General features: G+C 65.0%; 19 protein-coding genes. 4 read left to right on the forward strand and 15 right to left on the reverse strand.

Going from position 1 to position 19,766, the window contains the following annotated elements:
• Window positions 1-18: 18 nt before the first annotated feature.
• The 3 genes from BAY61_RS22805 to BAY61_RS22815 form a co-directional block, all read right to left on the reverse strand.
• Window positions 19-753 (reverse strand): GAF and ANTAR domain-containing protein, encoded by a 735-nt coding sequence (locus BAY61_RS22805; protein WP_176879798.1) that lies wholly within the window; start codon window positions 751-753, stop codon window positions 19-21.
• On the reverse strand, window positions 750-1,157 hold the full coding sequence (locus tag BAY61_RS22810) for an ANTAR domain-containing protein (RefSeq protein ID WP_091807618.1): 408 nt from the start codon (window positions 1,155-1,157) through the stop codon (window positions 750-752). Before BAY61_RS22810 ends, BAY61_RS22805 begins: the two co-directional genes overlap by 4 nt.
• 497 nt (window positions 1,158-1,654) lie before the next feature.
• Entirely contained in the window at window positions 1,655-3,385 is a 1,731-nt protein-coding gene (locus BAY61_RS22815; protein WP_091807620.1) for a sensor histidine kinase, read from the reverse strand.
• Between the two features lie 305 nt (window positions 3,386-3,690).
• On the opposite strand from BAY61_RS22815, the gene BAY61_RS22820 reads away from it, so the two are divergent.
• Together BAY61_RS22820 and BAY61_RS22825 are read left to right on the forward strand one after the other, a co-directional pair.
• Complete coding sequence (locus BAY61_RS22820; RefSeq protein ID WP_091807622.1) at window positions 3,691-4,806, forward strand: WD40/YVTN/BNR-like repeat-containing protein; 1,116 nt, start codon at window positions 3,691-3,693, stop codon at window positions 4,804-4,806.
• Window positions 4,803-5,123 (forward strand): MoaD/ThiS family protein, encoded by a 321-nt coding sequence (locus BAY61_RS22825; RefSeq protein WP_211323613.1) that lies wholly within the window; start codon window positions 4,803-4,805, stop codon window positions 5,121-5,123. The genes BAY61_RS22820 and BAY61_RS22825 overlap by 4 nt, the downstream gene beginning before the upstream one ends.
• A gap of 8 nt (window positions 5,124-5,131) precedes the next feature.
• Here the strand turns inward: BAY61_RS22825 and BAY61_RS22830 are convergent, their stop codons facing one another.
• The 6 genes from BAY61_RS22830 to BAY61_RS22855 form a co-directional block, all read right to left on the reverse strand.
• The gene (locus BAY61_RS22830) at window positions 5,132-6,406 is read right to left on the reverse strand and encodes a cytochrome P450 (protein WP_091807624.1); all 1,275 of its coding nucleotides are present in this window, start codon (window positions 6,404-6,406) and stop codon (window positions 5,132-5,134) included.
• Window positions 6,407-7,261: 855 nt separating this feature from the next.
• Complete coding sequence (locus BAY61_RS22835) at window positions 7,262-8,182, reverse strand: glycine betaine ABC transporter substrate-binding protein (protein ID WP_091807626.1); 921 nt, start codon at window positions 8,180-8,182, stop codon at window positions 7,262-7,264.
• A 39-nt stretch (window positions 8,183-8,221) separates the two neighbouring features.
• Window positions 8,222-9,115: an ABC transporter permease gene (locus BAY61_RS22840; RefSeq protein WP_091807628.1), complete on the reverse strand. Its 894-nt coding sequence runs from the start codon at window positions 9,113-9,115 to the stop codon at window positions 8,222-8,224.
• Complete coding sequence (locus tag BAY61_RS22845) at window positions 9,108-10,328, reverse strand: quaternary amine ABC transporter ATP-binding protein (RefSeq protein WP_091807630.1); 1,221 nt, start codon at window positions 10,326-10,328, stop codon at window positions 9,108-9,110. Before BAY61_RS22845 ends, BAY61_RS22840 begins: the two co-directional genes overlap by 8 nt.
• Window positions 10,329-10,683: 355 nt before the next feature.
• Window positions 10,684-11,076: an SCO5389 family protein gene (locus BAY61_RS22850; RefSeq protein ID WP_091807632.1), complete on the reverse strand. Its 393-nt coding sequence runs from the start codon at window positions 11,074-11,076 to the stop codon at window positions 10,684-10,686.
• A gap of 125 nt (window positions 11,077-11,201) precedes the next feature.
• A complete protein-coding gene (locus BAY61_RS22855) occupies window positions 11,202-11,621 on the reverse strand; it encodes a DUF2000 family protein (RefSeq protein WP_420848842.1) in 420 nt (139 codons plus the stop codon).
• 217 nt (window positions 11,622-11,838) lie between these two features.
• On the opposite strand from BAY61_RS22855, the gene BAY61_RS22860 reads away from it, so the two are divergent.
• Window positions 11,839-12,639, forward strand: coding sequence for a helix-turn-helix transcriptional regulator (locus tag BAY61_RS22860; RefSeq protein ID WP_091807955.1), 801 nt, complete (start codon window positions 11,839-11,841; stop codon window positions 12,637-12,639).
• On the opposite strand, the gene thiI is transcribed toward BAY61_RS22860, so the two are convergent.
• Window positions 12,618-13,835, reverse strand: coding sequence for a tRNA uracil 4-sulfurtransferase ThiI (gene thiI / locus BAY61_RS22865; protein ID WP_091807634.1), 1,218 nt, complete (start codon window positions 13,833-13,835; stop codon window positions 12,618-12,620). The two genes, BAY61_RS22860 and thiI, sit on opposite strands and share 22 nt — an antisense overlap.
• A complete protein-coding gene (locus tag BAY61_RS22870) occupies window positions 13,832-14,740 on the reverse strand; it encodes a coiled-coil domain-containing protein (protein ID WP_091807636.1) in 909 nt (302 codons plus the stop codon). Before BAY61_RS22870 ends, thiI begins: the two co-directional genes overlap by 4 nt.
• Window positions 14,741-15,297: 557 nt before the next feature.
• Between BAY61_RS22870 and BAY61_RS22875 the strand changes: the two genes are divergently transcribed.
• Window positions 15,298-15,762 carry a hypothetical protein gene (locus BAY61_RS22875; protein WP_143021403.1) on the forward strand — a complete coding sequence of 155 codons (465 nt, stop codon included), beginning with the start codon at window positions 15,298-15,300 and terminating at the stop codon, window positions 15,760-15,762.
• 64 nt (window positions 15,763-15,826) lie between these two features.
• Here the strand turns inward: BAY61_RS22875 and BAY61_RS22880 are convergent, their stop codons facing one another.
• The 4 genes from BAY61_RS22880 to ahcY all read right to left on the reverse strand — a co-directional run bounded on the left by BAY61_RS22880 (window position 15,827) and on the right by ahcY (window position 19,743).
• Window positions 15,827-16,486 (reverse strand): CBS domain-containing protein, encoded by a 660-nt coding sequence (locus tag BAY61_RS22880; protein ID WP_170140255.1) that lies wholly within the window; start codon window positions 16,484-16,486, stop codon window positions 15,827-15,829.
• Window positions 16,487-16,687: 201 nt separating this feature from the next.
• Window positions 16,688-17,173, reverse strand: a complete 486-nt coding sequence (locus BAY61_RS22885) for an anthrone oxygenase family protein (protein ID WP_091807642.1) — start codon at window positions 17,171-17,173, stop codon at window positions 16,688-16,690.
• A gap of 125 nt (window positions 17,174-17,298) precedes the next feature.
• Window positions 17,299-18,210: a methylenetetrahydrofolate reductase gene (locus tag BAY61_RS22890; protein WP_091807644.1), complete on the reverse strand. Its 912-nt coding sequence runs from the start codon at window positions 18,208-18,210 to the stop codon at window positions 17,299-17,301.
• A 75-nt stretch (window positions 18,211-18,285) separates the two neighbouring features.
• A complete protein-coding gene (ahcY, locus tag BAY61_RS22895; protein ID WP_091807646.1) occupies window positions 18,286-19,743 on the reverse strand; it encodes an adenosylhomocysteinase in 1,458 nt (485 codons plus the stop codon).
• Window positions 19,744-19,766 lie beyond the last annotated feature (23 nt).

Raw genomic sequence — 19,766 nt, forward strand, 5'->3', positions numbered from 1 at the left:
TCTTGGAAGAATACGTGTTCAGGGCCGGAAGCCCGCCATGATGTCGCCGAATGCGGGATCATTGTCGACAACACCTCGCGACACATCATGCAGCCGCAGGCTGTGACTTCGCGCGTAGGCCCTGAGCGCGCCGAAGGCAGTGTCGACATCCGTGTCGTAACGTTCGGCGAGCACTCCCTTCGCTTGCTCGATGAGGATGCGACTGTTGAGTGCTGACTGAAGCTGCGAAGCAAGCGTCTCGCGATCTCTGGCCGTTCGTTCATGCAGGATCCCGATGGTCGCGATGTCGGCAAGCGCCTGCCCGATGCCCAGCAGCTCAGGATCGATACTGCCGGTTTCGGTGCCGAACAGGTTCAATGCGCCGATGACGTCGTTCCGCAATCGCAGCGGCAGCGCGTGGCTGGCCAGAAATCCTTCTGTTCGGGCGACGCTGACGAAACGAGGCCACCGTGAACTCAGGGACGCGAGGTCAGGTGCCTCGACCGGAAGACCGGTGCGGTAACAGTCGAGACTGGGGCCCTCGGAATTCTGCAGTTGAAACAGCTCCATCAACCGCGCTTGTTCGTTGGAAGCCGCGACCGTGTTGAGAGAGCCGTTGTGGTCTGCCAGTAACAGGCCGACCTCACCCACGCGCAAGGTCTCCTTACACCGCGAGGTCAGCATCTGCAGGAACGCGATCAGATCGAAGTCGTCGACAAGCGTATCTGCCAACTCGACGAACGTACGAGCCACGCGTGCTTGCGGCAAAGTCATTGGTCGCTCTCCGGCTCAGGCTCCGAGATGTGCTCGTCGTTGCTGGCGAACCGCAGTTTCCGCTGCACCACTGCCCGCGCCAGGTCAGTCAACCGGACGTTGTCGGCAAACGCGTGGGCACGCAGCCGAAGCAGAGCTTCCACGACAGGTATTCCCAGTTGCACGGAGACCATGCCCGCTGCCTGGTGTACCTCGACGTTGCGCAGTACCGCGTCGTTGTCGGCCCCACCGACGCCGGAGCCGACCGTGATTCCGCCCCGGTGATCGAGAACGAGCAGGAGCGCCAGATCCGCCAGTGCGTACGCGTCGTTGAGTTCCCCTGCGGTGAGCTCACCCGTCGTAGCTCGGTACACGTTGAGAACACCGACCTGTGCGGCACCGACACCCACCGGGAAGCTGAACATGGCGCTAGTCCCGTGCTGGGCCGCAGCGGGTGCGAACACCGGCCACTTCGATACGCTCCGAAGGGAGCCGAGGTCAGGTGCGAAGACGGGCTGTCTCAACGACAAAACATCACAACCCGGCCCTTCGCCCACGGTCGCCTGCAACTCCTCTATCTCGTCGGCAGGTGAACCTGAGACCCATATCGGTTCGAAAATTCCCACCGTACCCGCCAACGCAAGACCTGCTCCACGGGCCGACAGCGTTTCAACGCACGCGAGGCAGACGTGACGTGGGGATACCACTTCCCCCGCACGCTCGGCCTGCGCAGCGACAGTCCCCCACATTCTTGAGGCACGGTCACTGTCCACGACTCACCCGCCCCGCCAGAAGACCAGGCGCATGTGACCCTGAGCAGTGACCACTACCTGAAGTACGCAAGCTACCACTCCGCGCACCATGGGCACGTGCTGACACTCCAGTCCCTCCACCCAACCGCTTCCCGTCCAACGGAAGAAGACTACGTCGTCTGACGTAGCGGGACGGTCCACGTCAGGCGAGTACCCACCTGGTCGCGGGCACCGAGTGCCAAATCGCCACCCAGTGCGCGTGCACCGTCTCGGAGCCAGCTCAAGCTCTCATACCGCGGGTCACCGGAGAGGTCTCCGTCGTCGGCGATGTCGACCGTCAGTACGTCGGCGGCACTGACGTCGACGGTGATCCAGCTCGCACCTTCGCGGGCCAGTGCGTCACGCATACCCTCCCTGACGATCCTCTCCAGGTGGTTCGTCAACGTACGGGGAACGAGCGCGTCCACCGCCCCATCGATGCGGATCGACAATGACAAAGTCGTATCGGAAGACAAGTCCGCGATGATGTCGTGCAATCGCCGCCGTAAGCTCCCATCGCTTCGTCCTGACGAATGCAGTTCAAAGATCGCGGAGCGGATCTCCCTGACCGTCTGGTCGAGATGCGCGACGGCGTCCTGAATGCGCTGCCGTGAGTACGGGTCGGCAATTCGCCGCAGCGTTCCCTGCAACCCCATGCCCGTCGCGAAGAGCCGCTGGATCACGTGGTCGTGCAAGTCCCGCGCGATGCGGTCGCGGTCGGCCAATACGACGAGCTGCCGTTCGGCCCGCTGCTTGCCGGAGAACCGGACCGCGACCGTCGCTTGCGCGGCAAGCGAGGACAACACAGGCAGGGCAGCCTCCTGGAAAGGTTCGGCACCTCGTACACGGAGAACGACGAGATAGCCACTCGTGTCACTTGTGTTTGGCAAGGGAGCCACGGCAGCGTGCTGGAATCGGTCCACGAGCGGAGCCTGCTCCGACCAGACAAGTCCGGTGAGATCAACCACCGGCGTGGCGACCGCTCCACCTTGCCCGAATACAGCGTCGGCCGCGCCGACGGTGACTCCTTTCAAATCGTCAGTACCGCCGCCGGCGGCCGCCACGACCCTCAGATCTCTGCTGTGTTCGTCGGCGAGCAGGACGAGTGCGGCGCTCGCCGACGTCAGATCGTGGGCGAAGTCGGCGACCAAGCACAGCGTGTCCTCGGCGGACGCGTCAGCGAGGATGGTTTCGTTGACTCTGGCGACAGCCTCAAGCCATCGCTCCCTGCCTCGTGACTCTTCGAACAACCTCGCGTTCTCGACGGCGACCCCCGCGGCTGCCGCGAGGGACCTGAGCACGATTTCGTCGTCATCGGCGAAGTCACCTCCGTCGGCCTTGTCAGCCAGGTAGAGGTAGCCGAAGATCTCGCCTCTGACCCGGACCGGCACACCGAGAAAGCCGCGCATCGGTGGGTGATGCGGTGGGAATCCGACGGATTCGGGATGGTCGGCGGTGTCCGAGATACGGATCGGTTGAGGATCCCGGATAGGCAGTCCGAGCACACCACGACCTAGCGGCAGACGACCTATCCGCGCGCGGGTCGCCTCATCGAGGCCGTCGTACACGAAGCGGGACAATTCACGCTGATCGTCTCCCAGCACGCCGAACGCGCCGTACCTGGCGTCCACGAGTTCGACGGCGGCCCTGACAACGCGCCGCAGGGTCGGGTCGAGGTCGATCCCAGCGCCCACCGCGAGAACCGCTTCGAGCAATCCCTGGAGTCGATCGCCGGTCTGCCCGATCGCGGTGAGCCGTTGTCGTATACCGCTGAGCAGTTCGTCGAGACGAAGCCCAGCGAGTTCGCCGGCCTCCGTTTGGTCCGCCGCGTTTTTGTCGGAATGATCGGGCACCACGACCATCCAAGCCGGCTCCGGTTCAGCTTTGGTTTCCTTGCGATACGCGCCTGCGCATCACTCTGCCGGGGTCTGGGGCGCCGCGACCAACCTAGCCCCTCGACAGTGGGGGCGACAATGCCCCGCATAACGGAAAATGCGACCTTTTCGGCCAACACGTTTGCGAATTCTCGACAGTTGTTCATCGCGTTCGCGACTATCGGCAACTCGCCAACCAGGCAACTTTTCTTTTCGAATCAGACGCTTGTTGTTCTATAGTGACCGCTGTTACGTTGCGTGCGAGTCGCGAAGCAACCCAGGGGAGAACAACCATGACCGGAGTACGCGTCCTGGTCGGCACTCGCAAGGGCGCCTTCATATTGACCGCCGATGGCAAACGCCGACAGTGGGAGGTCAGCGGTCCGCATTTCGCGGGCTGGGAGATCTACCATCTGAAGGGGTCACCGGCCGCCCCGAACCGACTCTTCGCCTCCCAGTCAGGCGGCTGGTTCGGTCAGGTCATCCAACGTTCCGACGATGGCGGCAAGAGCTGGAACCCAGTCGGCAATCAGTTCACCTACGAGGGTGAAACCGGAACGCATCAGTGGTATGACGGAACGCAACATCCCTGGGAGTTCGAGCGCGTCTGGCATCTTGAGCCTGCGATCGACGATCCGGACACGGTGTACGCGGGTGTCGAGGACGCGGCATTGTTCAAGACGGTCGACGGAGGCGCGACCTGGAACGAACTGCCCGGCCTGCGCCGCCATGAATCCGGACCGTCATGGCAGCCTGGCGCGGGCGGAATGTGCCTGCACACCATCATTCACGACCCCCGGAACACCGGGCGGATCTACGTCGCGATCTCGGCGGCGGGCGCGTTCCGGTCCGACGACGCAGGCACCACCTGGCGGCCGATCAACCGGGGCTTGCGCTCCGAGGGAATTCCCGACGAGGACGCCGAGGTCGGACACTGCGTGCACAACCTAGCGATCCACCCGACCCGCCCCGACGTCCTTTTCATGCAGAAACACTGGGATGTGATGCGCAGCGACGACGGTGGCGAGTCATGGCACGACATCGGCGGCAACCTGCCAACGGATTTCGGCTTCCCCATCGACGTGCACGCGCACGAGCCGGAAACCGTATACGTCGTGCCGATCAAGAGTGATTCCGAGCATTTCCCTCTCGACGGCAGGCTGCGAGTGTTTCGCAGCAAAGTGGGAGGAAACGAGTGGGAGCCGTTGACCGACGGCCTGCCCCAGCGCGACTGTTATGTGAACGTTCTACGGGACGCGATGGCGGTTGATTCGCTCGACGAATGCGGTGTGTATTTCGGTACGACCGGCGGCCAGGTGTACGCCTCGGCCGACGCCGGTGACACCTGGGCGCCCATCGTGCGGGACCTGCCAGCCGTCCTCTCGGTCGAAGTCCAGACGGTCCCGTGAGCCGCACGATCAAGGTGGCGTTGCCGACGCACCTGCGCACGTTGGCCCATATCTCCGATCGGCAGATCGAGCTCGATGTCGCGGGCGGGCCGACCGGCAAGGTCACCATGGCCGCCGTACTCGACGCGCTGGAAACCCGTTACCCAGCGCTGCGAGGCACCATCAGAGACCAGGTCACCCTCAAACGGAGAGCGTTCGTCCGTTTCTTCGCCTGCGAGGAAGACCTGTCACATGACCCGGCCGATCAGCCCCTTCCTGAGCCGGTGGCGGCCGGTACCGAACCACTTCTGATCGTCGGCGCGATGGCAGGCGGCTGACCCGGCGCTCAGGACAATGTCACGGGCAGGTTCTCCACGCCGTAGACAATCGACACCTTCCGGAACGTCAGTTCGTCGGGGCTGACGTTCAGCCGCATCTCCGGGAAGCGCCGGACCAGCGCGGGGTAAGCGGCGCGCAGCTCCATGCGAGCGAGTTCCGCCCCGATACAGCGGTGGGCACCGTAACCGAAGGCGACGTGCGAGGTGGGGGTTCGCGAACCGTCGAACGTTTCGATGTCGGCTCCGAGCGAGTCGTCCCGGTTGGCTCCGCTCAGCGAAACGACGACCATGTCGCCCTGCTTGATGGTCTTGCCCGCGACGGTGACGTCCTCACGTGCGAAGCGGGGGAAAGCGACCTGGACGACCGTGAGATAGCGCAGAAGCTCCTCGACGAAGGGGCCGACGGAATCGTCGTCGTCGCGCACGTTGACGAACGACTCGTGGTCCTGCAGCAACACCAGGGCACCGAGCGCGAGCATGCTCGCCGTCGTCTCGAAACCGCCGGTGAGAACGCCATCAGCGAGGCCGGCCAACTCCCGGTCGTCGACCTGGTCGCCGTGTTCCTTGATAATCATGCCGAGCAAACCGTCGCCGGGGTTCTCACGTTGCTTGCGCACGACCCCGAGCAGGTAATCCAGCGACTCCGAGATCGCACCAAGCGAGGCGTCGGCTCCGCCGAAGAGGTCGAAACGCGCGACGGCGAGGTGCTGGAACGCGTCTCGCTCCTCGTAGGGGACGCCGAGTAGCTCGCAGATCACCAGTGAGGGAATCGGAAGGGCGAACTCCTCGACGAGGTCGACCGGCCCATCGATCTTCGCCATGGCATCGAGTCGCTCGTTGACGATGGCTTCGATCCCGGGCTTGAGGCGGCCCAGCCTGCGCATCGTGAATTCAGGGGTCAACAACTTGCGGAGTCGCGTGTGCACGGGAGGATCGGCGAAGCCGAGGCCACCCGGGTTGTCGTCGGCGGCTGCACCCGTCTTGCCGACGAGGTTGCCGAAATCGTTACTGAACGATTTCACGTCACCGAGCACGGTCTTCGCTTCTTCGTGACCGGACACCAGCCAGAGGTTGAGCCCGAAGGGCACAGGAAGCTTACTGACGGGCTCCTCAACCCGCTTGCGGCCCAGTTCCGGCACCGGGTCGAGGCCTTCGCGGCGCAACGGCATGAGTACCGCGTCGGGCAGGATGGCCATCTTCGACAGGTCGAGGCCCTTTTTCTGGGCGCGAGCCAGGTACCTGCGTGTTACCCAGGAAACGATACGTGAACGGAGATTCCCCACGAATACGACGCTACCAACCAGGGACGAAGCACCGGACAGCGATCCGGCGACCAGCGTAGCGGGACGACGCACAGTACTTGGTCATGCACTCAACGTCAACATCAGGTTTGGTCGTCTGTAGGCCTGCTCAGCAGCCCGGGAATGTCGGACCCTCTCCGTATCGTGGGCACGGCCATGACGGCCACGTGAGACAGGAGCGCCGATGCCAAGATCTTCGCTTTGAATGCGACTTCGCGTCGCGGGAACCCCGGTCAGCGTCCACAACGGACCTCAGGGCGCACGCGCGACCGCATGTCGGCCGTGGCTCGCTGCCGTGCCCTGCCCGCTGTGCCGGGGCAGGAAAGCGGCAGACGACTCACGGCTCCGCGCGGACCGGTTTCCCGGCGGTACATCGAGTAGATGCTGATCAGATCGCGACGCGGGCCATCCGGCACGGACCGCGACCAACGCGCGGCTCACCGCCTGGAATCGAATGACGCGGTATCGAGGTCGACCGCGCGGCGATCGTGGTATAGGCAGCATCGCGACATTCGCCACGGTGCGCCGCTCGCTCACGAGTCGATCCGGAGACACGGCGGGCGCTCACCCCATGACCATGGCGTCGTTCCCGCGGGCGACGGCTTCGGTGACGAAGCCGTGGCGCGCCGCACGCCACGGTTTTGTCAACGTCGGTTTTGCCAACGTCGCCCCTCTACCCTTCATCGGCGGTTTCATGCGGGACGCCGGATCCACGGCTCCCGATTTCGGGCGATCGTGGCCCTCACAGCAGGGCTGTCGCCGGGAGGGCCGCTCGCGCCGCTGACAGTGCGAACAGCCCTCCGCCTGACGACCGCGACAACCGTCGGTTTCGCTGACTCAGGCACCTGCGAAGAGTTTGTCGACAACTTCCTTGTTCTGCGAGGCCCAGTCCTGCGCCGCCTGCAACTCGTTGCCGCTACCCGCCTTCTGGATCTCGTCCTCAAGTGCTCCGAGCTGCTCATCGGTCACCTTGAACGACTTGATCATATTGGTCAGCGCGGGGAAGTCCTCGCTGAATCCCTTGCGGCCGAGCATGTGCAACTCCTCGCCCTCACCCATCGCACCCTTCGGGTCCTCAAGATCCTTCAGGTCGTATCGCGAGTACGCCCAGTGGGGATGCCACAGGGTGACCACGATCGGATCCTGGTTCTTGATCGCCTTGTCGAGCGACGTCAGCATCGCGGTGCTGGACGAACTTTGCAGCTTCAGCGCGCCGTCGAGTTCGTACTGCGGGATGACCTCTTCCTGCACGATGCGCATCTCGCCAGCACCGGGATCGATACCGGTGATCGTGCCGCCGAACATATCGGCGTTGTCCTTGAGGTCCGCGATCGAGTTGACGTTCTCGACGTAGGCGGGGACGGCGAGGTTCAAAGTCGCGTCGCTGTACCAGGAACCGAGATCCTCAAGGTCATCCTTGTACTGCTCCCAGTACTGCTCATGGGTGGTCGGCAGCCAAGCGTCGAGGAACAAGTCGATGTCGCCCTTCGCCAGTGCCTGATAGGTCGGAGCCACATCGAGTTGTTGCAGCGTGACCGTGTAGCCCTTTTCCTCAAGCTGCGCTTTGAACAGGTTGGACAGCGCGATGTCCTCGTCCCAGGCGATGTAACCGATGGTCAGCTCCTTGCTACCGCCACCGCCGTTCCCCGAGTCGCTCGCGTCACCGGAATCACCGCCGCCGCAAGCCGTCGCGACCATGGCCGTCGCCATGAGGGCGGCCATGGCAGGCAGCAGCCGGCCGAACCTCTTTCGTTTCATCCTCTTTCTCCTTCCTGAAGACCACGTACCGGAGTCCGATCACGCCGTACCCGCGAGGCGGCGTGCACGGTTGACCGCGGAGCGCGCCGCGAGCGCGGAAGTGAACCGGTCGAGGTAGATCGCGAGAATCACGACACCGAGGCCGTATTCGAAACCCGCACCGAGTTGGAGACGCGTCACGGCTTCGAACACGGAGGCACCGAGGCCCGGCGCTCCTACCATGCCTCCGATGACCACCATGGACAGCGACAGCATGATGATCTGGTTCACGCCGGCCATGATCGACGGCATCGCGAGCGGAATCTGGATTCCGGTGAGGATCTTGCGCGGTGGTGAACCGAATGCCTCACCCGCTTCGACCATTTCCTTGTCGACCTGGCGGATGCCCAGCTCGGTCAACCGGACCCCCGGAGGGATGGAGAACGCCACCGTCGCCACGAGCCCGGCTCCAGCGCCGACGGAGAACAAGGAGACCGCCGGAATCAGGTAGATGAACTGTGGCAGGGTCTGCATGAAGTCCATGACCGGCTTGATGATCCGGCTGGCCACCTGACTTCGGGCGGCAAGTATGCCGATGGGGATGGCGATCAGAATCGCGACGATCCCGGCGATCAGCACGATCGACAGGGTCTCCATCGCGCCATCGAAGGCGTTGAGGCCATCGATGACGGCGAACCCGATGAGCGTCGCGAGCCCGAATTTCCAGCCCCGCACCCACAGCGCGAGCAGCGCGAACACGATGAACATGACCCACGACGGGGGCCATTGGAGCAGCTCGGAAAGCCACGCGACGCTTTCCTTGATCGCCGTGTCGAGACCGTCGAAAACGTCGCCAAGCGTGGTTTCAAGCCAGTCGAGCACGGCCTCGAACCACTCACCGACCGGAATCCGCGGTACTTGCCAGCCTTCGGCGGCGGAGAAGAGTTCACGCATCCGCTACCACCTCTTTCACCGCGCCTTCCACTCGCCGGTCGATCTCTCCCAGAGCTCCCAGCAGCGTCGCTGTGGGAACGACTCCGAGCAGGATGTTCCGCTTGTCGACAACCGGCAGCGGCAACGCGCTTGCGGCAGCTGGAGTGAACAGCTCGTGGACCGGGGTGTCGGGGTGCACGACCGGATGCTCACCAGTGAGCGCTTCGTGTAGCCCTTTCGAGCCGCGTTCGGTGGCGTCGGCCACGGTGGTGTCGGTGACAACGCCGACCAGTTTCCCCTCCCTGTCGAGCACATGAAGGCCCGGATACCTGCTCTCCCGCAGGGCCGCCCTCGCGGCGGAGGGCGAGGAGTCGACGGTGATGGTCTCGACGGCAGGCTCCATCACGGAGCTGGCCGTCAACACCCTCGTCCGGTCGACATCCCGCACGAACTGCGCGACGTAGTCGTTGGCCGGATGAGCGAGGATGTCCTCCGCGGTGCCGATCTGCTCGATCCTTCCCTGCCGCATCATCGCGATGCGGTCGCCGAGCCGCATGGCCTCGTTCAGGTCGTGGGTGATGAAGATGATCGTCTTTCCGAGCTGGGCCTGTAGTGACAGGAGCTGGTCCTGCATCTCCCTTCGGATCAGCGGGTCAAGCGCGCTGAACGCCTCGTCCATGAGCAGGATGTCGGTGTCCGCGGCCAACGCGCGTGCGAGACCAACTCGCTGACGCATCCCACCGGAGAGCTGTTCAGGCAGGTGGTTTTCCCAGCCGCCGAGGCCCACCAAGTCGAGCGACTCCTGTGCTTTGGTCAGGCGCTCCTCGCGCTCCATACCTTTGATCTGGAGGCCGTAGGCGGCGTTCTGCAACACGGTGCGGTGCGGGAACAACGCGAAATGCTGGAACACCATGCTCATGGTGCTCCGTCGCATCTCGCGGATCTCCTTGCGTGACATGGCGGTGATGTCCTCGCCATCCACACACACTCTTCCCGCCGTCGCGGGCAGTAAGCCGTTCAGCATTCGGATCAAGGTGGATTTACCGGATCCGGAGAGCCCCATGACGACGAAAGTCTCGCCACCGTGCACCTCGAAGGATGCGTCGATCACCGCGGGAGTGACTCCTGGAATGTCCAATTCGGACACTGAGGTTCCGCTCTCAAGATCACGTACCGCCTCTAGTGCACGGCGCCCGAACACCTTATAGAGATTTTCAGCACGAACAGTCGGCAATGTATCAGGGTCCCTTCGCGACGGTCGCGTGGACAACGGCTACCCAATATTCATTGCTAGCACCATATTCCAGTTGCCGACAGAAACAACACTTCGGCCGAAAAGTAGACACGTGCGTTATGCATCCATTTTTCAGTCGACCAGATAATCACGAACTGACGACCAAAGGGCCACGAAACGACTGTCGATCGGCCGCCGAAGCGGACATAAGGCCGAAATCTTCTTGACTACGGCGATTATTTTCGACTTGTCGCCACACTGCGGATTCGCGCGACAATTCGGATGCCCTCGCGTCGACGTGAAAGGGGCCCCGCCGGATGGTCCGGCAGGGCCCCAGGATTCGACCGAATGGCTGCTAGCAATCTCGCAATTCTGGACTCTGATTCAGCAACTGCCCTCGCACGGAGACGAAGTCGCGGTACTCGTCGCCGTCAACGGCGACCGGCCGGAAAACGGCGACCCGGTGACAATTCTGGAAGGCGAGCTTGACCCCGAAGTGACGTTCGAGCCCGCCTCTGATCGCGTCGGAGGCCAGTGCCCGCAAGAGCTGTCCACGTTCACTCTCACTCGGTGGCGGCGTCGTGTTGTCGGCGAACTCGGCGTTGCCGGTCTCCAGGTCGGCCACCACGTCGCTGATCACCTGCCACGCGTAAGGCAGGGACTCCCGCACGCACGCGACGAACTCGGCATCCTCCACCGCGCCTCGTTCGGCGCGCTCCAGCAACTCGGTAGGCACGTGCAACGACATCGGTCGCCTCCAGCGTGATCATCGATCGGTCAACCAGCCCTACCAGTGCTACTGGTATTGAACTTCATGTGCAAGAGAGTTGCTCATCTGCCACCGATACGGAGGAGTGCCGCAATCGATGCCGGTCACGGATGCATGGTCGCACCTTTGAGCACTTTGTCGACGGCGTTGCGCGGCCCGTGCACGGCAAGCCCGACCAGATCGAGCCCGGTCGCGGGCACCGAACGCACCGCGGCGCGATTGTCGACGTCATTACCGGTGCCGAAGAGGTCGGCAGTGAACACGGCGATCGGCATTCCTCGCCGAAGTGCTCTGGCATGCGCACTGGTCAGCACATCTTTCGACGCGGCAAGCACCAGCACCGGTTGCCGGAACATCGCCAGGTAGGCATTGCCGTCGGCGTCGGCGTAGGGCTCCCCTACCCGGTCGGGTTCGGCGGCCGCGATGCCACCGCTGAGGAACGCGCATACGTTGAGCCGCTGCCACGCCTCCAGGTCGTCTCGCAGCACCACCGCGATCTTGGTGGCGAAGCGAACGGGCGCCACGCCCTCGGCGTCGTTCGAAACTTCCACGGTCGCCGCTGCTCGTCCCGGCACGCCGCACCCCCTCGCCATCGCTGTCCCCTCGTGCACGTCCGCGTCCTTCCCGAGCGGCCTCGACACCTCGGAACATCGACGTTCCCGGGGAGCACCACCGTGGTGAGAGCCACTCCGTCACCGAATCTGCCCGACCACCGCGCGTCTCGTCTTGTACGTTGTGAACATGGTCGGCCAAGCTGACGTCACGGCGTGGCGGCCGACGGTGCCCGGCCTCCGCGAGGTTTTTCACGCCAGATTCGGCGATCACGCCTACCCTCGGCACACGCACGACGCGTGGACCCTGTTGATCGTCGACGAGGGCGCCGTCCGCTACGACCTCGACCGCCACGAGCACGGCGCCCTCGGCACCATGGTGACGCTGCTGCCGCCAGACGTCGCACACGACGGCAGGTCCGTCCGCCCGCGCGGCTTTCGCAAACGGGTGCTCTACCTGGACCGCGAGCTGATCGGCGACGAACTCATCGGCAGGGCCGTCGATCATCCCGACCACGCCGATCCGATGCTGCGCGACCGGATCGACCTGCTGCACACCACGCTGGCGACGCGCGGCGAGCCGCTTGAGGCCGAAAGCAGGCTCGCCCTCATCGTCGATCGGCTGCAAGGTCGGCTCGTCCTCGGCTCAGGACCCAACAGACCTCCAGCGCCGCGTCCTGGCCTCGCCGGCACGCTGAGGGACCTGCTCGACGCGCGACTTCCCGACGACATCGGCCTCGCCGAGGCAGCGGCCCGGCTACATGCCCATCCGGTTCACCTGGTCAGGGCATTTACTCGCGAAATCGGCATGCCACCCCACCGGTATCTGATCGGCCGCCGAATCGACCTGGCACGCGGGTACCTGCTGGCCGGGCATGGCCCCGCCGAGGCAGCCGCCCTTTCCGGTTTCTACGACCAGTCGCACCTGGCACGGCACCTGCGGCGAATGATCGGTGTCCCACCAAGGCGTTACGCCAGAGGGCCAGCCTGACTCCGGGTCCCGCCCACGGTCAGCACCTGGGCGTCGGCCAGCAGCTTCGGCACGAGCTCGGCCAGTTCGACCCTGCCCTCGATACCTTCGAATTCGCCGGGACCAGTCCTCGTCGCGACCCGAGGCGGCGCCAGCAGCGCGCAACAGTCCTCGTCGGGCAACGCCGAGATATCGGCCGTCCCGATCCGCTCCGCCTCGGCGATGATCTCGCTCTTGTCCCAGGTCAGCAGCGGCCGCAACACCGGAACGGACGACGCTTGTTCGACGGTGGCGAGATTGCTCAGGGTCTGGCTGGCGACCTGGCCGATGCTGTCACCGGTGACAAGAGCCTGTGCGTTCAGTTCCCTCGCCAGCTCGGAGGCGAGCCGCACCATCAGCCTGCGCTGCGCGATGACCTGGAGCTTGCCCGCTCCCGCGGTCGCCAACGCACGTTGGGCCTTGCCGATCGCGACGACATGCAGCCGGGACCGTCCCTGGTAGCGGTCGAGTTCGCGCAACAGCGCGTAAGCCTTGTACGTCGAGGAGGGATCGGTGTAGGGGGCGCCGCTGAAATGGACGAACTCACAGCGCAAACCTCGGCGCATGGCTCTGTGCGCCGCGACGGGCGAGTCGTAGCCCCCCGAAAGCAGCACCAGCGCCCTGCCACTGGCCCCGGCCGGAAGTCCGCCCTGGCCCCGGTGGCGCTCCAGCGAGACGAACACTTCTCGCTTGTCGGCCTCGACGACGACCTCGACGTCGGGCTGCCCGAGGTCGACTCGCCAGCCGTGTACGTCACGCACCCGCTCGCCGATGTGGGCGGCCAGCTCATGCGACGTCATCGGGAAGGTCTTGTTCCTCCTTCTCGCCCTGATCGCGAACGTCCGGGCGCCGCGATCGTGGTCGCCGTACTTCCCGGCCAGCGCGAGCAGGACGGCCTCGGTCGCCGCGCCGACATCGCAGGCGGTACGCAGCGCGGGCTGCACGACGCTGACGCCGAAGACGTGCACCGCCCGCTCCATCAGTTCGTGTCGCGGCAGTCCGTGCGACAGCACCAGCACGCCTTCTCGCCGGCTGATCCTCACTTGCTCGCCGTCGGTGCGCATGGCGTGCTCGACGGCCTGGAGAAGGTGCCGCTCGAACAGTCCCCTGTTCCGGCCCTTCAGCGCGAGCTCACCGTACTTGAGCAGGACACACTCCTGAGGTTCCTGCCGGGTCATCCCGCGCCGGCCGGTTCGGGGTGAGCATGAGCTCGTTGCCGGGGTAACGAAGGACGGGCCAGTTCGTCCTCCTCCGGCAGTGGCTCCGTCAACGACACCATCTTCGCCAGCACCTCACGAGCCGACCGCAGCTCACCGGAAATCCGCCCGCGCACCTCGCGCAGTCGTCGTACTTCGGCCTCGGCCTCGGCCACCTGTCGTCGCGCCGTTTCCCGTGCCTCGCTCACCAGCGTGTCGGCTTCCGCCCTCGCGGCGTCGGCTCGCTCGTCGATGGCCCGCTGGGCTTCGTCCCTGCGCGCCGCCATGCTCGTCGCGAAATCGCGGTCGAGCTCTTGCCTGCGCCTCGTGGCCTGCTCGTCGAGTTCCCTTCGCCGCCGCTCGGCTTCGCGCGCATCGCGGGCCTCGGCCTCCGCTCGCTCCTCGGCTTCCTGCCTGACCTGACGCAACAGCTCCTGGTGTTCGGCTTCCCGCTGCTTTGCCTGCTCGGCCAGTTCGACGAGTTGCTGCTCGTGGCGAGCGCGCAGGCGGGTAGCGGCCCTGCTCGCCGCCGCGGCAGTCCGGTCGGCGCCCTCTTGGGCACGTTCGACGATCTCGTCGGCTTCCTCGTGCGCGAGTTCGACCATGTGCAGCAGACGCTCGGAAAGGCCGTCGCTCTCGATCGGCTCGGCACAAACCCTGTCGAGCTTGGCGCGCAATTCGTCGTTCTCGTTGCGCAGCTGTTCGAGCTGTCTGGCCAATCGCTCCGCACAGTCGGCCGCCGCGTCCCTGTCGGCGGTCACCAGGCGCAGCTCTTCCTCCACCCGCTCCGAATACCGCCGCACGTCGGCGCGGTGATAGCCGAGCCACGCCGTGCGGAACACGGTGGGCAACGGCCGCACGCCTTCGCGGCTGTCAGTGATCGTCATGCGCGTCCTACTTCCCGCCTGTACCCGACAGGGTATGCACGTCCTGCGCTCAGCCGGCCGACGATCGACCGTCGCGCCCGGCGAATGGTTTCGTCAGGCATCACAAGGAATTGTGCAACGCCCAGGGCTCGCGGTGAACCCTATGGCAAGGTTTCGCCGCGATTCCGGCTGGGTGGTCTCCGCGAGTTTCTTTCGCGAAAGCCTTGCTGCGCAAAGGTTTCCTCAGTCGCAACGGGTCCGAGCATCGTTGGCCGCTCAGCAGAAAGTCGTCGCCCGCCCTGTCACCGGGCGCGACCGGATGTTCATTCTCTTGGCGCAAGACTACCCAAAAGATCGATCGTCAGACACCCGCGCAGCGGGTACTCCAATGTAGGAGGGACGTTGGCACGCCTGGCGGGAACGTCCACTCCCAACCAAGACCGACACGACGAACCAGACAGAGGTCACGACCATCGCCTTACAGCTTCGACGTTGGAACGTGATCGGCGGGTAGTCGGCAACGGCCGGTGTACGGGGCGATTCACCCTTCGCTCGCCGACGCGAGAGAAGGAGCGAACGTGGACGCTCTCAGCCTCACCCATCGGGACTGCCTTGATCTTGTCAATGAACGGGGCGGAAGCCGAACTGCCCTCGTTGCCGTCGACGGGCGGGAACCGGTGTTGCTGGCCTGCTTCGTCAGAAGAAGCGGCGACATACTGGTGCCAACCGGCAACGACTCTTCACTCACCCGCAACGCGATCGGCAGACCGGTGACGATCGAATTCGCCGACGACGAATCGGCATGGACCGTCGTCGGTGTCGGCCTCGCGATACCGCTGGAGCACACCGACCGGCCTGCCGGTTCCCACACTGACACGCTGACGATGCGATACGCCTTCGACAACGGGATCCTCGTCCGCATCGCACGGCTGACCGGTCAACGAGTCGCCGAAACCCACATCCCGAGCCAGCGCGCCGACACCGTCGAGGAAACGGCTCCCCCGCTGGAGGTGGAAGCGGAGCCCAGCCAGGCCACCGCGTAGCGGGACAGCGGGATATGGAGCGGGGCGGCCACCGCGTCCGGTCGCCGCCCCGTCCCCTCCCCAGTCACCGGCGAGCCAGATCCGGCGTCTCGTTCCTGCGACAACGCAGCTCGTTGACCACATAGACCACGCCGATGACGTGCGCGGCCAGCCGGGAAACCAGCTCGGTGTCTTCTCGGCACTCCAGTTCACCGCTCAAGGTCACCACACCGCGGTCGACGGTCACGTCGACCGCGGCCGTCTCGCCGCATGCCTCCCGCAGGACGTCGGCTTTGATGACCGCGTCGGGTCTGACGAATGCCTTGAGGAGGTCACCCCTCGACAGGACGCCGACGAGTTTCCCGCCTCCCGTGATGTACAGCCTGTGGACGCCAGATCTGCCGAACTCCCTGGCCGCCGCGCTGAGCGGGTCACCGGCGTCGAGTGTGAGCACCGGCGTCACCATGAGGTCGAAGGCCCTGCTCGCCCACGCCATGTTCCAGCGCTCCCTCGCGCGCCTTCTCGCGTAGGCGGGAGGAAGCCCCTCACCCTCCGGCATTCCCTCGTGGCCCCGCATCAGATCGGCCTCCGATACGACACCGATCAGCGCACCGCTGCGCGTGACGACCGGAACGGAACTGACGTCGTGGCTGAGCAGGACTTCGATGATGGTCTTGAGATCCGCTTCCGGTCCGACGGAGATGGGATCCGGCGTCATCACCGCTCCCACCGTGACCTGATACATAGCAGGCTCCTCACCCAGACCCATGCCGCTGGTGAACCACGGTCGCCCGATTCGTCCCTCACCGCTAGGGGCTTAGTACCCTCCCTCAGCCCCGCCACACCCCACCGTGACGACCGGGGGGCCACCACGAGTCCCGAGGTCACCCGACCGGATCAATACCGGTGACAGGACGGCGATCACCGGCGGAACTCGCCGACGAGGTCACCGGACGAGCAGCCCCGCGACGAAGCAGGCAGCCGCCACGAGCGAGGCCAGCGTCCGCACGTGGTTCCACGCCGTCCAGACCGGAACGAAGCTCCGCCACAGGCGAGCTCCCTCGGCTCCGGCGGGATCTACCCGTCCCAGTGCCTCGTTCCTCGGGATGTGCGCCATTCTGGTGAGCACGAAGGAGCCGGCCAGATAACCGACGCCACCGGCGAACGACCACCACCCACCCGCGGCGTCGCCGACGAGCGGGCCAACGACCACGAGCAAGGCCGACAACACCGCCGTCAGCGCGAAGACCAGCAGGAACGCCGACCGGAGCACCGTGACGTTGATGGCCTGCATCACCGCGATTCCCTGCTCGGCCGGCAGTCGCCGCAGCGCCGCCACCACGAAGGTGGAGAAAGCGAAGAAAACCCCCGCGACGAGCGCGGCGCCAAGGGCCGCCGCGGCGAGAACGATGAAATACACCCCGTCTGACATACCGGAAAGTCAACAGGCGAGACCGCCGCCACACCATCGGCGAGACGCTCTCCGGCATACGCGACCGGCTCAGCCTCACCGGGCCAGAGGTGGTGGCCGTTCTCCGTTGAACGGCCACCACCAGTTCATGACGGCGCCGAAACGGCGAGTGGCGGGGCCGGCGACCGCAACCCGAGCCGGTCGACGAGTTCCCTCGTCGCCTTCGACCTGTTGAACGTGTAGAAGTGCAGTTCGGGCACGCCCTCGTCGAGCAGTCGCTCGCACAGCTCCGTGACCACGTCGAGCCCGGCCGCCCTGAACGCCTTCGCGTCGCCGGAAAGGGGTTCGAGCCGGTCGGTCAGCCAACGGGGCGGCGTCGCACCGGACAGCTCGATGGTCTTGCGCAGGGTCTTCGGCGTCGTCAGCGGCATGATGCCGGGCAGCAGCAGCGCATCGCTGCCAGCCGAGGCGACCCGGTCGCGAAGCCGCAGGAAGTCCTCCGCTTCGAAGAACAACTGGGCGATCGCGAAATCGGCGCCTGCCCTGAGCTTGCGCACAAGGTAGGTGGTGTCGATGTCGAGGTCGGCCGACCGGGGGTGACCGTAGGGAAAGGCGGAAACACCGACACAGAAGTCGCCGAGTTCCCTGATCAGCCGAACCAGTTCCTCGGCGTAGTTCAGCCCCTGCGGGTGGGCGACCCAGTCGCCCATCGGGTCACCGGGAGGGTCACCGCGCAGCGCCAATATGTTGTGCACGCCGACGGCGGCGAAGTGGCCGATGACGTTGCGTAACTCGGCGACCGAATGATCGACGGCGGTGAGATGGGCCATCGGCACGAGTGTCGTGTCGGTCGCCACCCTCGCGATGTTGCGGATGGTGCCTTCCCTGCTCGACCCTCCCGCGCCGTATGTGATGGACATGTAGGCCGGATCCAGCGGCTCCAGTTCCCGGATCGACCGCCACAGCACAGCCTCGTCCTGCTCGTCCCGTGGCGGGAAGAACTCGACGGAGAAGGTCGGACGATGTGCATTGCCGAGCCGGTCGACGACCCTACGCACAATTGGCTCCCGTCAACATGTCGTCAGGTGATGGGTCGCGGGGGCGGGCCGGTGACCGGCCCGCCCGGACACGACCTAGTACCGGTAGTGGTCCGGCTTGTAGGGACCCTCCACGTCGACACCGATGTAAGCTGCCTGCTCCTTGGTCAGCTTGGTCAGCTTCACGCCGAGCGCGTCGAGGTGCAGCCTCGCCACCTTCTCGTCGAGGTGTTTGGGCAGCACGTAGACCTGCTTCTCGTACTCTCCCGGCTTCGTGAACAGCTCGATCTGCGCCATCGTCTGGTTGGTGAAGCTGTTCGACATGACGAAGCTCGGGTGACCCGTCGCGTTTCCGAGGTTGAGCAGCCTCCCTTCCGACAACACGATGATCGAGTGGCCGTCGGCGAAGGTGTACTCGTGCACCTGCGGCTTGATCTCGGTCTTCTTGATGCCGGGGGTCTTCTCAAGACCCGCCATGTCGATTTCGTTGTCGAAATGGCCGATGTTGCCGACGATCGCCTGGTGCTTCATCTTCGCCATGTGCTCGGCGGTGATGATGTTGAAGTTGCCGGTGGTCGTCACGAAGATGTCGGCCGTTTCGACGACGTCGTCCAGTGTCGTCACCTGGAAACCGTCCATCGCGGCCTGTAGCGCGCAGATGGGGTCGACCTCGGTGATGATGACGCGCGCGCCCTGCCCTCGCAGCGACTCGGCGCTGCCCTTGCCGACGTCGCCGTATCCGGCGACGAGCGCGACCTTGCCACCGATGAGCGTGTCGGTCGCCCTGTTGATTCCGTCCACAAGCGAGTGACGGCAACCGTACTTGTTGTCGAATTTGGACTTGGTGACCGAGTCGTTGACGTTGATGGCGGGAAACAGCAGCTCGCCGGTCTTGGCGAATTCGTAGAGCCGGTGGACCCCGGTCGTGGTCTCCTCGGTGACGCCCTTGATGTCCTCCGCGATCCTGGTGAACCGCTTGCCGTCGGCGGTGAGGCTGGCCCGTAGCGTCGACAGGATGACCTGATACTCGTGCGGGTCGTCCTCGCCTGCCTCCGGCACGACGCCGGTCTTCTCGAATTCGACGCCCTTGTGCACGAGCAGGGTCGCGTCCCCGCCGTCGTCGAGGATCATGTTCGGCCCGTTGTCACCGAACTGGAAGAGCTGTTCGGTGCACCACCAGTAGTCTTCGAGCGTTTCGCCCTTCCACGCGAACACCGGGACACCCTTCGGCTGTTCCGGCGTGCCGCCGGGGCCGACGACGACGGCCGCGGCGGCCTCGTCCTGCGTCGAGAAGATGTTGCAGGACACCCAGCGAACTTCGGCGCCGAGCGCTACCAGCGTCTCGATCAGCACGGCCGTCTGCACGGTCATGTGCAGTGACCCGGCCACCCTCGCACCCCGCAGCGGCTTGGTGTCCGCGTATTCCCTGCGAGTCGCCATCAGGCCCGGCATCTCGTGCTCAGCCAGCCGGATCTGGTGCCGACCGGCCTCGGCCAGCCTCAGGTCGGCGACGGCGAACTCAAGGCCGTTCACCTTCTGCAACTTCGCGCTCATGTCTTCCTTTCCATACCTAGCAA

Source organism: Prauserella marina (genome assembly GCF_002240355.1).
Lineage (GTDB): Bacteria > Actinomycetota > Actinomycetes > Mycobacteriales > Pseudonocardiaceae > Prauserella_A > Prauserella_A marina.

What these genes read in the sequence shown, in the direction of transcription:
- BAY61_RS22805 (WP_176879798.1), bottom strand. Translation starts at nt 753, where the DNA reads ATGACTTTGCCGCAAGCACGCGTGGCTCGTACGTTCGTCGAGTTGGCA.
- BAY61_RS22860 (WP_091807955.1), top strand. Translation starts at nt 11,839, where the DNA reads ATGGTCGGCCAAGCTGACGTCACGGCGTGGCGGCCGACGGTGCCCGGC.
- BAY61_RS22850 (WP_091807632.1), bottom strand. Translation starts at nt 11,076, where the DNA reads ATGTCGTTGCACGTGCCTACCGAGTTGCTGGAGCGCGCCGAACGAGGC.
- BAY61_RS22840 (WP_091807628.1), bottom strand. Translation starts at nt 9,115, where the DNA reads ATGCGTGAACTCTTCTCCGCCGCCGAAGGCTGGCAAGTACCGCGGATT.
- BAY61_RS22885 (WP_091807642.1), bottom strand. Translation starts at nt 17,173, where the DNA reads ATGTCAGACGGGGTGTATTTCATCGTTCTCGCCGCGGCGGCCCTTGGC.
- ahcY (WP_091807646.1), bottom strand. Translation starts at nt 19,743, where the DNA reads ATGAGCGCGAAGTTGCAGAAGGTGAACGGCCTTGAGTTCGCCGTCGCC.
- BAY61_RS22870 (WP_091807636.1), bottom strand. Translation starts at nt 14,740, where the DNA reads ATGACGATCACTGACAGCCGCGAAGGCGTGCGGCCGTTGCCCACCGTG.
- BAY61_RS22815 (WP_091807620.1), bottom strand. Translation starts at nt 3,385, where the DNA reads ATGGTCGTGGTGCCCGATCATTCCGACAAAAACGCGGCGGACCAAACG.
- thiI (WP_091807634.1), bottom strand. Translation starts at nt 13,835, where the DNA reads ATGACCCGGCAGGAACCTCAGGAGTGTGTCCTGCTCAAGTACGGTGAG.
- BAY61_RS22880 (WP_170140255.1), bottom strand. Translation starts at nt 16,486, where the DNA reads ATGTATCAGGTCACGGTGGGAGCGGTGATGACGCCGGATCCCATCTCC.
- BAY61_RS22820 (WP_091807622.1), top strand. Translation starts at nt 3,691, where the DNA reads ATGACCGGAGTACGCGTCCTGGTCGGCACTCGCAAGGGCGCCTTCATA.
- BAY61_RS22835 (WP_091807626.1), bottom strand. Translation starts at nt 8,182, where the DNA reads ATGAAACGAAAGAGGTTCGGCCGGCTGCTGCCTGCCATGGCCGCCCTC.
- BAY61_RS22810 (WP_091807618.1), bottom strand. Translation starts at nt 1,157, where the DNA reads ATGTTCAGCTTCCCGGTGGGTGTCGGTGCCGCACAGGTCGGTGTTCTC.